The sequence below is a fragment of the uncultured Gimesia sp. genome (genome assembly GCF_937919775.1).
GTDB lineage: Bacteria > Planctomycetota > Planctomycetia > Planctomycetales > Planctomycetaceae > Gimesia.
Genome location: NZ_CALFPF010000011.1, coordinates 1 through 11,829 on the forward strand (window position 1 = coordinate 1; position 11,829 = coordinate 11,829).

General features: G+C 49.0%; 9 protein-coding genes and 1 pseudogene. 1 reads left to right on the forward strand and 9 read right to left on the reverse strand.

Annotation, left to right across the window (positions count from 1 at the left end; translation table 11 throughout):
- On the forward strand, positions 1-1,305 hold a 1,305-nt coding region (locus Q0294_RS00185), incomplete at its 5' end, for an AI-2E family transporter (protein WP_299459396.1).
- Here the strand turns inward: Q0294_RS00185 and Q0294_RS00190 are convergent.
- The 9 genes and pseudogenes from Q0294_RS00190 to Q0294_RS00230 form a co-directional block, all read right to left on the reverse strand.
- Positions 1,302-2,507 carry a type II secretion system F family protein gene (locus tag Q0294_RS00190; RefSeq protein WP_299459398.1) on the reverse strand — a complete coding sequence of 402 codons (1,206 nt, stop codon included), beginning with the start codon at positions 2,505-2,507 and terminating at the stop codon, positions 1,302-1,304. The two genes, Q0294_RS00185 and Q0294_RS00190, sit on opposite strands and share 4 nt — an antisense overlap.
- Positions 2,508-2,534: 27 nt before the next feature.
- Complete coding sequence (locus Q0294_RS00195) at positions 2,535-3,605, reverse strand: type IV pilus twitching motility protein PilT (protein ID WP_299459400.1); 1,071 nt, start codon at positions 3,603-3,605, stop codon at positions 2,535-2,537.
- Between the two features lie 49 nt (positions 3,606-3,654).
- Positions 3,655-5,403 carry a GspE/PulE family protein gene (locus tag Q0294_RS00200; RefSeq protein WP_299459402.1) on the reverse strand — a complete coding sequence of 583 codons (1,749 nt, stop codon included), beginning with the start codon at positions 5,401-5,403 and terminating at the stop codon, positions 3,655-3,657.
- 15 nt (positions 5,404-5,418) lie between these two features.
- Positions 5,419-5,754, reverse strand: a complete 336-nt coding sequence (locus Q0294_RS00205; RefSeq protein WP_299459404.1) for an STAS domain-containing protein — start codon at positions 5,752-5,754, stop codon at positions 5,419-5,421.
- Between the two features lie 11 nt (positions 5,755-5,765).
- Positions 5,766-7,277 (reverse strand): sensor domain-containing diguanylate cyclase, encoded by a 1,512-nt coding sequence (locus Q0294_RS00210; protein WP_299459406.1) that lies wholly within the window; start codon positions 7,275-7,277, stop codon positions 5,766-5,768.
- A gap of 39 nt (positions 7,278-7,316) precedes the next feature.
- Entirely contained in the window at positions 7,317-7,706 is a 390-nt protein-coding gene (locus tag Q0294_RS00215) for a response regulator (RefSeq protein ID WP_299459408.1), read from the reverse strand.
- 60 nt (positions 7,707-7,766) lie between these two features.
- A complete protein-coding gene (locus tag Q0294_RS00220; protein WP_299459410.1) occupies positions 7,767-9,233 on the reverse strand; it encodes a HAMP domain-containing sensor histidine kinase in 1,467 nt (488 codons plus the stop codon).
- Between the two features lie 230 nt (positions 9,234-9,463).
- Entirely contained in the window at positions 9,464-10,444 is a 981-nt protein-coding gene (locus tag Q0294_RS00225; protein ID WP_299459412.1) for a tetratricopeptide repeat protein, read from the reverse strand.
- Positions 10,445-10,530: 86 nt separating this feature from the next.
- A pseudogene (locus tag Q0294_RS00230) lies at positions 10,531-11,829 on the reverse strand (hypothetical protein); the annotation flags it as partial.

Here is an 11,829-nt window from a genome sequence, read left to right on the forward strand (position 1 = left end):
CGACTGGTCTCTCTTTCCGTGATACTCTGCCTGATTCTTTTTTTAGGAATCACATTCTTCAGAGTGATTATGCCCTTTATCTTGCCGTTGTTTCTGGCGGCGGTCGTTGCGATGGTCAGTCAGCCTCTGCTGAACTATTTCATAAAACGGACGAAAGGTCATGTCAGATTTGCCGCCGGGATCACAACGATCATTCTGGTGTCTGCAATTCTGGTTCCTTTATGCGTGGGCATCTTTCTGGGTTCGCTCCAGCTTTTCACCACCGTCGTCAACACGCTGGATCAGGCGAACTGGAACAAAACGGTCCAGACCGTTCGCGAGAAAGTCGAAATCAGTAATGATAAATTTCATGAATTCATTGACTGGTCCAATCAGTATTTAGAAAAAGAAATGGATTTCAAAGAGGGCGGAAAGGCTCAGCAAAATACGGAGACGGTGGAAGAACTAATCCGTAAGAACCTGCAGGCGACATTAGTTCCGATCGCCAGACGTTCTCTGGGGATCGCGGCTTCGACGGTAGGACTCTTGGGAAGTGTTTTCTCGGCGCTGGTGGCCTGGGTGATGTTTATTATTGCGTTGTATTATTTTCTGGCCGACGGTAATTCGCTGATTGCGTCGACGCAATCTTTGATTCCCGTCCATGTGGATTATCAGAAGAGGCTGATTGATCAGTTTCAGAAAGTGGTTCGCGCCGTTGTTCTTGCCACATTTCTCGCCGCGATCGGACAGGGTTTAACCACGGCGGTTGCGTTGCATCTGGTGGGATTTGAGCACTTCATTATTTTTCTGATTCTGGCCACGATTACGTCACTCGTTCCATTAGTGGGTTCCTGGCTGATCTGGGGTCCCTGTGCCGGCTGGTTATTGTATCAGGGGGACTGGGGTTCCGCTTTGTTCCTGACAGCCGTTGGGACGCTGGTCGTCGGTACGATGGATAACATCATTCGGACCTATGTCCTGCAAAGTGACGCCAAACTGCACCCGCTGCTGGCTTTCGTGAGTGTGCTGGGAGGTCTGCAGATGATGGGACTGTGGGGCGTCTTTATCGGGCCGATTGTGGCTTCCTGTCTTCACGCGCTGGTCCAGATTTTCAATACCGAGCTCAAAGCCTTTTCGCAGGAAAAATTTCAAAATCAGGGACTGTTGGAAGTCCTGCCGGGTGATACTCGTGCCGTGGAGGAGGAACGACCTGAGAAGCAAACGGAAACGACAGAAAAACCGGCAGACAATCAGCCGGAATCTACGGAAAAACCGGCAGCAACTCAGTCAGAAGACAGTGGTGAAGAACCCCCTGCCACGTCTTAATGGCTTGTACTCAGAGTGAAGATCGGCAGCAGCATGGACAGGGCAATAAATCCGATCATAGATCCCATGCAGATCACCATAACGGGTTCGATCAACGTTGTTGCAGATTTGATCGACACCTTCACTTCCCGGTCAAAATAATCACTTAATTTATTTAACACCATGCCCAGGCGTCCTGTTGATTCGCCAGATGCAATCATCTGCTGCATGGTGGGGGGAAACAGGGTTTTTCCTTCCAGGGCTTCATGAATCTGTTTTCCGGTCGTTACCAGTTCACTGATTTCTTCCCAGCTCTGTTTGAAATGCACATTATCCGTCACTCCCGCACTGAGCTGGATGGCTTCGAGCATGGGAACTCCGGCGTTTATCGTCGTGGCTAATGTGCGGATGCTGCGACTGATGGCCAGTTTTTTCAGCATTGAGCCGAACACGGGCAGACGGAGGATGGTCCAGTCCATCGCAGATTTACCCCAGACTTGAGACCGAATGTAATAGAAAATGCCCGCCATCAAAGCCAGAAACAGCAGTATGAGATACCAGTAAGAAGTAATCGACGTTGAGACAAAGATCATCACTTTGGTAGGAGTAGGCACGGCAGCTCCCCGCGATGCGAACATCGGCATCAATTTTGGAAACACATAAGTCAGCAGGAAGATGCACACGCCGATACACATCACAAACATGATGGCCGGATAGATTAATGCCCCTTTGACCTGTTGAATTGTTTCCTGTTCTTCTTCAGCCTGTGAGGCAATCCGGTTCAACATTTGAGGCATTGTTCCACTGGCTTCACTGGCCTTGATCAGATTCACGTATGTTTTATCAAAACACCGCGGGAATTCAGCCAGCGCGGTAGAAAGGTCGCTACCAGCTTCTACATTTTTCTGTATATTCGTCAGGATTTCAGCCAGGGTTGGATTTTCGAGCAGTTTGGCAATCCCTTCCAAAGCAGTGGCAACAGGCACCCCGGCATCGACCATGATGGCCAACTGGTTGGTGAAGTAGATGATATCTTTGCGGGAAACACGTTTTTTGAAGGCATTTGATCGCCCGGATTTAGAAGCATTTTCCGCTTCTTCCAGTGACAGCAGATAGAGGCCTTCCTGGCGTAATTTGACAACGGCCTCATCGCGCGAGTCAGCCACCAGTTCACCGGTCTGATTCTGGCCAGTAGTGTTTCGAGCTGTATAAGTAAATTGCATGGTTCAATCTTTTCTTGAGGAGAACACCTAAGCGAGCAGGCCGTGGGAATGTTCTCTGGGCGACTCACCCCGTAATTCCTGCAGATACTCATCGATCACTTCCGGGTCGGCTTTTCCGTTCAGCAGCAGTTCTTTCAAAGCCTGTTCCATGGTTTGCATCCCCATGCGGCGGCTTGTGGAAATCACTCCGGGAATCAGATGAGAGGTTGACTCACGAATACTGGTCTGAATGGCGCGATTCATCAGCATAATTTCGAGAGCAGCCACTCGTCCTTTTGAGAAAGCAGCTGGTAATAATTTTTGAGTAATCACAGCGCGTAACGATTCGGCAAGATGGCTGCGAACCTGCGACTGTTCTTGTGGCGGAAAAACTTCCACCAGACGATCCACAACGCCGGCAGCGGTGGAAGCATGTAGAGAGGCCAACACCAGATGCCCGGTTTCTGCCGCCTGCAGGGCAACGCGAATGGTATCCAGATCCCGCAATTCTCCAATCAGGATCACATCCGGATCCTGCCGGAGAACATGTTTCAGTCCCGAAGCAAATCCGGGACAATCTTCGCCGATTTCGCGCTGCTCAATCAGGGATTTTCCATGCTGAAACTGATATTCGATCGGATCTTCCAGAGTGATAATATGCTTTGAGTCCCGTTGATTAATGGTTTCCACCATCGCGGCCAGAGTTGTTGATTTACCCGACCCCGTCTGGCCGGTTACCAGAATCAGGCCGGTTTTCAGGTGGGTTAATTCTTCAACAATCGGAGGCAGTTCCAGGCTGCTCAGCGTGCAGATTTCATTCGAAAATCGGCGAATCGCAGCGGCTAATGAGCCCCGCTGAACGTGGATGTTAAAACGAAACCGGCCCAGTCGTGGAATCGTGATGGCGAAATCCACATCTTTTTGTTTATCGAGAGTTTCTTTCTGTTTGTCTTTTAAGATTTGATCGCAAAGGTCCCGGATGGTTTCAGGGTCGAGTGGTTCCAGGGCAGTTGTTTTCAGAATTCCATCTATGCGGAACACCGGGGGTGCGTCGGTCACCAGCAGAATGTCTGACGCATCGCTGTCAACGGCTGCATGTAAAAGGTCATTGATTTCCATGATTGAGTCGCTTTCTCAGGCCTCGATAAATCTTTTAAATAAACGGCGGTCAATGGTTGATCGCCGATTTACGAGGAATCCACCCCTCGTCGCTGACTTTTAGTGCTTCTTCGATAGTGGTCAGCCCTTCTTTTGCCTTCCGGATGGCATCGTATCGCAGAGGAATCATGCCATTGTTTTGTGCATATTCTTTGACGGAGGCGATGGTGGGATCCGTTGTAATAATTTCACGCAGACGATCGTCGATCGTCAGAATTTCGTGAACGCCAATACGACCGGAAAACCCGGTATTGTGACAACGTTTGCAGCCTTTGCCTTTATAAAACTCGTTTCCTTCCAGGCCCACCCGTTCGACGGCAAGCTGCAATACTTTAGGCAGTTCATACGGTGTTTTACATTTCGGGCAGATTTTCCGGCACAGTCGCTGGGCGAGCGCCATATTCACAGCCGCTCCGATCAGATAATCGTCAACGCCCATATTGATTAATCGCGTGATGGCAGAAATGGCGTCGTTGGTATGCAGCGTACTGAAAACCAGGTGCCCCGTAAGCGCTGCCTGAATCGCAATTTTTCCCGTTTCCTGATCCCGGATTTCGCCGACCATGATGACGTCAGGGTCCTGTCGCAGCAGACTTCTCAAAATGGATGCGAATGAAAGTCCGATTTTTTCGTTTACCTGGAACTGATTGATGAGCGGCAACTGATATTCAATCGGATCTTCTACCGTACAGACATTTTTTTCGATCGAACTGACGGAATTCAAAGCAGCATATAACGTTGTACTTTTACCGCTCCCTGTGGGACCGGTCACCAGAATAATACCATTGGGTTTTTTCAACTGCTCGTCAAAGTGTTCCAGCACTTCAGAACTGAACCCCAGTTGTTCCAGCGAAATATTCACGCTGCGATTGTCTAGAATTCGGATGACGACCTTTTCACCGGTCGGCATGGGTAACGTGCTGACACGCAGGTCGATGGGGCGGCCTTCCATCAGCACATGAATTCTGCCGTCCTGAGGCAGACGACGTTCACTGATATCAAGACTGGCCATGATTTTGATGCGGGAAGAGACAGCGGGCGCCAGATGCACGGGAGGCTCAAGTGCCTGTTGCAGGACCCCGTCTACACGATAACGGACCCGCAATTGCGACTCGGTCGGCTCGATATGGATATCGCTGGCACCTTCTCGAACGGCATTGTAAACGATGTAATTCACGAGCTTGATGATCGGGCTTTGTCCGGCATATTCGACATCAAAGCCGATATCATCGATCGATTCTTCAATCAACTCGACGTTCGTGCCATTCGCATCATCAATAATGTCGTCGATCACGAAGACATTCTTATTGGGCATATAGGTTTGCACCATACGCCTGATTTCACGAGCACTCGCCGCGACAATCTGAATTTCCGATTTTGTGAGGTTACTGAGCTGGTCGACCAGGAACACGTTTGTCGGTTCGGCAACGGCAACGGTCAGAACATTCCGCACTTTAAACAGTGGGAGCACAGTATGTTTTTCCACGAATTCACGCGGAAGCACGTCAAAGACTTTCGAGTCGAACATGCGGCTGTCGAGCTGCACGTAAGGAATGCGGTATTCCAGAGCCAGGCATTCCAGAACCTGTTCTTCGGTGCAATATTCATTGTTGACCAGCAACTCGCCGAGCAGCTGATTCCCATCCCCTTTTGCCTGATCTTCCAGCGCAGACTCTAACTGTTCCAGAGTGATATACCCTCTGTAGATGAGTAAATCACCGAGTCGCATTTTCGGCTGTAATAAGGAATTGTTATTCATGTTAACACAATGTTTTTATTGGAAACTGGAGACGGCTTCGATCACCGAATCGAACAGATCGATGCGCTGATCAAGGCGTGTCATTTCCAGTATTTTTTTGCCCGGATCTTCCAGTCCGCTGATTTTGAGATTTCCGCCCTGTTCGCGTGTCAGATCCTGTAAATCAAGTAATGCCGTCAGTCCTGCACTATCCAGGACTTCGCTGCGATCCATTTGCAGCACGACCTGATAGTGCTGCTCATTAATTGCTTCCGAAAGCGCTCTCACGAATTCCGTGGAGGTATCATCGGTCAATTCATCCGGCGTGTGTGCAACCAGCACATCTCCAAATATTTCTGTTGTAATCTGCATGGGATTGATATCTATGTACTGGGTTTTCTGCTTGAATTGGGGGCCATGCCCATCACCTGATTTCTGCCGTTTTCTTTGGCTTTATAGAGATATTCATCTGCTACACGCACGAGCTCATTGGACGTCGTGGCGGGATGCCTGTATTCGGTCACCCCAAAGCTGGCGGTTACCTGCAACTGTTGACCTTCGAACAGAATCGGACAGTTTTCCAGTGTCTCGCGCAGATCTTCAGCAATCTGCATAGCCTGAGAATACTCGTGATCCAGCAGCAGGCCGATAAACTCCTCACCGCCATAACGAGCAAGAATCGCATTTTCCGGCATGACCGTTTTCCAGATGCGGGACACTTCTTTTAAAACAAAATCTCCCGCCTGATGGCCATACGTGTCGTTGAACGATTTGAAATGATCGATGTCGCTCATGACCAGGCAGAGCGTAGTCGATTGTGCATCTGCGTTCTTTACCAGCTCATGCACTTTCTCCTGGAACGTTGCATGATTGAACAGACCTGTTAAGCCATCGCGGCTGGCCATTTCTTCAATCCGCTTAAACAACTGGGAGTTCTTGATGCCCAGTGCATAAATATTCGAGAGAATGTAAATCAACCGTCCGATCGTTGGCGAGTCGATATCGACCTTGTCAATGATCAGTAAGCCGATTAATTCCGAACCCACGGTCAATGGCGCAATGGCATCCGGCATGTGCGGATCTTCTTCCAGTATTCTTTTCAGCCGAGTGTCTTTCTCGGCGTCGTTTCTCATCAGAATCTGTCGATTTTCAATGACCCAGGCAGCGACTCCACGATTGTGAACAGGCCGGTAATCGAGCTTATCGCGCGAGCGGGCAGGTAGTGCGTTTTTCAGGGTGCGTGCTTTGCTGTCCCATAAATAAACCTGGCAGTGCTCGCATTGCAGGGAGGCTTTGGCAGTGCTGATGACGGTCGGAATCAGTAATTCGTTTGATTGATTGGTCGAGATGCGTCGACCGATATCCTGCAGCGTCAATAATAACAATGGATAATTGACACCCGCTTCTGCAGCCGGGTTGTCTTTGGATTCGTTCTGCTGGCGATCTTTCGTTTCCGTTTGTGAAACCGTCTGATGGAAGTCGGGCGCAGACTCTTTTTGTGATTGATATAACTGACGAACCAGGTCATCGTTTTGTGTATAAATCTGCGAAAGCTTTCCGCGCAGTTTTCCAATATAGAGGTCGATCAATAAAGTGATCCCGATCAGCACAGCAGCGCTCATGATGGTCAGCGGATACGTGGTTTTGACATGACTGATGTCGCTTCTGAAAAAGATTTCCGCAAAACAGGCACCAACGGCTAAAGCCGTAATAGTCCAGTAACAGATACGTTGAGAAGAGATGGCCGCCAGGACTACAGGCGGAGCCAGTAACAGCAAAGGTGCTACACCGAGGGGCCAGCCCATGTACGAGCCCAGAAATACGGCAAGCGGACACAGGCAGACTACCAGCAGCGAATAGGACCAGAACTGGATGGCAGTATAATAATTTCGCATAGTTAAACAGTTTCAGCAAGATTTCGTTGTTGAAGGGGGCTAACCGGTGACATCGTTGGTGAGATTCAGGCTTTCCTGGACTTGGGTTAACAGCTTTTTAGGGCTGAACGGCTTCACCATGACGTTGGTTATTTTTAGTGTTTCGATATATTCGTCGTGGTCGAATTCGTAACCTTTGCCGGTTAATAACGTAACCGGAATGGTCTGAGTCTCAGGAAATGTGCGAATTTTTCCGCAAAGTTCCAATCCATTCATGCGCGGCATCTGTAAATCGGTAATGATCATGTGTGGTGCGCGCTGTTGCATTTTTTCCCAGCAGGCGAACCCGTCGGGGAAACATTCGACCTCAAAACCGGCTTTCCGGAGTTTCATACTGATGGCCCGAACAATGTGTGAATCATCATCACAAACATAAATCAGAGGTGCCATATTTTCTTTCCTTGTCAGATAACTTTTTTCAAACAGCAGATCTGCGAGACACGATTCATTTCAGACTGATGCCGACGGTTCGACATGTCGTTTTCGTTTTTTATCCTTGTGGCCCAGTGGGATGGTCACGGTGAAGCAGGTCCCTTCATTGACTTTGGACTGAACTGAGATAGACCCATTGTGCACATTGGTGACAATAAAGTGAACCAAGGACAGTCCCAGTCCGGTTCCGGATGCAGAGCGATTGTTTTCGGGTACTCTGTAGAATCGGTCAAAGATATGAGGGAGCGAATTCTCCGGAATTCCCAGTCCGGTATCGCGGACTTCAATCACTGCGGAAGCATCCTCCATTCGACTCCGCAGACGCACCTCATGGCCGTTGGGTGTGTATTTTACTGCATTTGATAACAGATTGATAATCGCTTGCCCCAGCATGTCTTTATCTACAAACACGGGCAGATACAGATCGCTCAGTTCCGTGACAAACGTGATTTCTTTTTCGGTGGCATTTGGTGAAATGACATCGGCGGCGGTTTTCAGAATATCATTCAGCTCATAGTCTTGCCGCTTAATTTCGACCACACCGCTTTCAATCCGGGCGAGATTCAGCATGCTGTTCACCAGTCGCGTGAGTCGGTCGATCTGGTCATTGATAAAGCCGTACAGCTCCTGTGCTTCTTCCGCGTCACATTCGCCATCGATCAGCATTTCCACATAAGCCTTGATCCCCGACATCGGAGTTTTCAATTCATGTGCTACCGAAGAAACAAATTCCGCATGTCGCGTTTTTTCAACGTTTTCTTCGCCGATATTTTCGACAACCATGACCGTGCCCAGAATCGTCTGGTTTTCATCGCGCAGATTGGTTGCCACGGCGCGGTAATGACTGGTTGCACCATTAGATGTGAAATCGAATTCGGTCCGTCTGCGTAGCGTGGCGTCTTTCCGTTCGATCGTCTTTGCCAGCAATTTAGCAAGTTCCGGTATTACCGCATCGTTGATTAATGTTTTACTGAGCGACAAACTGGAGTCGGAATAGTTTTCGCATTGATTTGATTCGGGAATCAGGAAATCTTTGGCCGCGGAATTTGAAAATTCAAGCATATGCTGTGCGTCGAATACTAAAATTCCACAGTCAAGGCTTTCAAGAACAGCCTCTCTCATCATCTCTTTTTTGAGTAACGTATTTAACCGGGCCTTGAGCATGGTTTTAATTTGTTTCGTGGAAACCAGTTCCGTATCGGATTCCTCGATCTTCTGAATCGCTTCTGCAAAGACGCCGCCGAAAAAGTTTTTTCGCTGATAGCCCGGACGTTTTAATTCCGGGTTTCTGATATACGTCGTGATCTGGTCACGGTCCTTCTGGATGGTTTTGACCAGCCAGACCCATCCGGCCAATGAAGCAATCAGCGAAATCGTGAACGCAATCGTCGGGCTCGCTAACTGACTTGCTACGAGAAGGTTATCAGCGCAGCTCACTACTAAAAGCAGCAACACCAGAAACCAGTATTTAGCATAACTTTTCATAACCGATTACTTTCTCAGTAGTAATAAGAGACTACCGAAAAACAAAGAACGCTTAACGTCTTTCAGATTAAGAGATAACAACACAGATCTCTACAAATGAGAAGGGGAGGTATCTCACCATTCAAATCTAGGTTACGAAATGCCGGTTGTCCAATTTCGTAATCAAGAATGGGCTCAGCGAATCAAGATGTGGCGACACGTACACTGTTTGTGTGAAACGTGCGGTTTTCCTATTCGGAAGGAATCAGGGCAGCTACCTGCAAGAGAGTGGGGTCGTCCGGCCATTTTGTGCGGGCTGTATTGATAATAGTTTTTGCGCTGATATTCTGCCCGCGGTTTATTGCGCATAACCCGCGCAATATCTCTACATGGATTAATTGATGCTGGTGTGCTGCGGAGACGTCATCAAAGAGGTGTTGTGCCTGTTCCAGGTCTCCAATTCGCAAGGCGGCGTCACCGAAGGTAATCATTTCTGAAAGCGAAAGCGATTCCGGATCATTCTTGCGGCAGATTGCGAACTGCTCAAAAGCAGCTTTGTAGTTTCCGGAATAGTAAAGACACCGGGCATGGCACTTTCGCCAGACATGGTTTTTGGGAAAATGATTTACGACCATCGCATAATAGATGCTGGCCTGGCTCCACTGTTCGTTGGCTTCACAAATCCGTCCCAGGGCAATCGGCAGCCGTCGGCTGCCCGGCGTGGTGTGCAGGGCGCGGAGGAGAACCTGATTTGCTTCGTCAGATCTCCCGGTTTGTTCATAGAAAGCTGCCAGTTTCAAAGCATAATCTTCATCGTACGGTTTCAATTCAATGGCCCGTAACAGACAGGAGATGCCCTCCTGAGTCTGCCCGGCCTGAAAAAAGAGAGTGCCGATGGCACTCTGCTTTTCCGAATCATGCGGGCTGGCAGCGCGAATGGCGCGCAACGACTGCAGATAATTCTTCTGATCTCCCATATCATAAGAAAGCTGCGCTTCGATTTCGAACGTGCCGATATGACCGGGGTCGATTTTTCGAGCCGATGCCAGCAGAATTTTTGCCTCGCTCAGATCACCATTTGAGTAATGATCGAGTGCCTGTTGGACAATTTCTTTCGCCTGCATGTTGTAGGGAGAGTTTCTCTGCGCTCCATCAGGCCGATCTTTCCCCTGCTCTGCAGATTTCGTGTCTACTGCCTGCTGCGATACACCGGGCAAGTTCGAAAGCGGCATCGACTGGCAACCGCAACACAAGATAGAAGCAGCACAGGACAGCAATCTGAAATATTGTACGAAAAAGCCTTCACGCCGAACCATGTTTAGGGGTCTCCCTCCAGCGAGGGGACATGGACTCCGGCAGTGGGAACGGGAGGTAATCCGATGAGACTTCGGTTGCGATTTTTCAGTGCTTCGTCAATGTATTTTTGTAACTGAATCGCTTCAATATTGTTTTTATCCAGTCGGACAGCAATATTGATCTGCTGTTTCGCTTTGGGCAGATTGCCGATTCTCAAGAACTTCTGGGCTTGTTTGATATGGTACTGAATAATACGTATTTGGTTGATCGGCAGCAAATTGTCTTTGAATGTCTGCAACCGTTCCGCACTTTCATACTCAAGCGTTTCTCCCTCGGCCAGAGCCGCTTGTGTTTCTACAATGCGGGGCGTGATCAGAATGATGAGTTCCGTGCGCTGCATGATTTCACGCTGATGGCGGAATGCGGTCCCGATGAGGGGGATGGCTCCTAAGAACGGCACCTGATTTTTTGTTTCAGAGGCCCGCTCTTCGATCAAACCGCCGATCACCACCGTATGACCATCGTGAACCATTACATTCGTGGTGACTTCTGTGGTCTGTAAGTCGGGAAGACCCGTTCTGACATTAATGGTTGCAGAACTGCGTTCCGGATGGATTTCCATTCGGATCTGCCCATCGGGTGTAATGAAGGGGCGCAGATTCAAAACAATACCGGAATCCAGGAAGTTGACGTTCTGGATGGAGGTAGTTCCGTTTTGTGTGACAGTAGAATAACTGGTTCGGTCACCGATAATCAGTTCGGCTTTTTGTTTGTTTAAGGCCCGTAATTGAGGCGAGGCAATCAGATTAGTTTCTGTAACGTCTTCCAGTGCTTCAATGAATCCGCTGATATCTCCGCGCAAAAATCCATATTTCAGACCTGCCAGATCAGCAATAAACTGTCCGGTAGGGGGGACAATCGAACTGCTGCCGGAACCTGGAAAACCACTGGAATTGTTTAAAGTCTGACCGTTGCCATCCACCACCAGACTCTTGTTGTTTCCGCCCAGCATGGCAAAATTCACGCCGAACCGCATATCGTCATTCAGCACAACGCTGATGATCATGGCTTCGATCACAACTTGCATGGGGGGCACATCCATTTTTTCCAGCAGGCGGTCTACTTCTTCCAGAATTTCAGGATAATCGCGAACCAGAATGGAGTCGGTCTGAGCAAATGAATCGCCACCCGCACTTGTATCATCCGGCGTGATACCGATTTCGCTGGGAGTGGTGAGTGAAACGATGCCAATATTCTCGGTCAAAATCGGAGTAATCAGGTTCTGCAATTCCTTGGCACTGACGTAAAAAGGGCTGTATAA

Excerpts from the sequence above, each read along its gene's own strand:
- Q0294_RS00220 (WP_299459410.1), bottom strand. The coding sequence starts at position 9,233 with ATGAAAAGTTATGCTAAATACTGGTTTCTGGTGTTGCTGCTTTTAGTA.
- Q0294_RS00195 (WP_299459400.1), bottom strand. The coding sequence starts at position 3,605 with ATGGAAATCAATGACCTTTTACATGCAGCCGTTGACAGCGATGCGTCA.
- Q0294_RS00215 (WP_299459408.1), bottom strand. The coding sequence starts at position 7,706 with ATGGCACCTCTGATTTATGTTTGTGATGATGATTCACACATTGTTCGG.
- Q0294_RS00190 (WP_299459398.1), bottom strand. The coding sequence starts at position 2,507 with ATGCAATTTACTTATACAGCTCGAAACACTACTGGCCAGAATCAGACC.
- Q0294_RS00200 (WP_299459402.1), bottom strand. The coding sequence starts at position 5,403 with ATGAATAACAATTCCTTATTACAGCCGAAAATGCGACTCGGTGATTTA.
- Q0294_RS00225 (WP_299459412.1), bottom strand. The coding sequence starts at position 10,444 with ATGCCGCTTTCGAACTTGCCCGGTGTATCGCAGCAGGCAGTAGACACG.
- Q0294_RS00205 (WP_299459404.1), bottom strand. The coding sequence starts at position 5,754 with ATGCAGATTACAACAGAAATATTTGGAGATGTGCTGGTTGCACACACG.
- Q0294_RS00210 (WP_299459406.1), bottom strand. The coding sequence starts at position 7,277 with ATGCGAAATTATTATACTGCCATCCAGTTCTGGTCCTATTCGCTGCTG.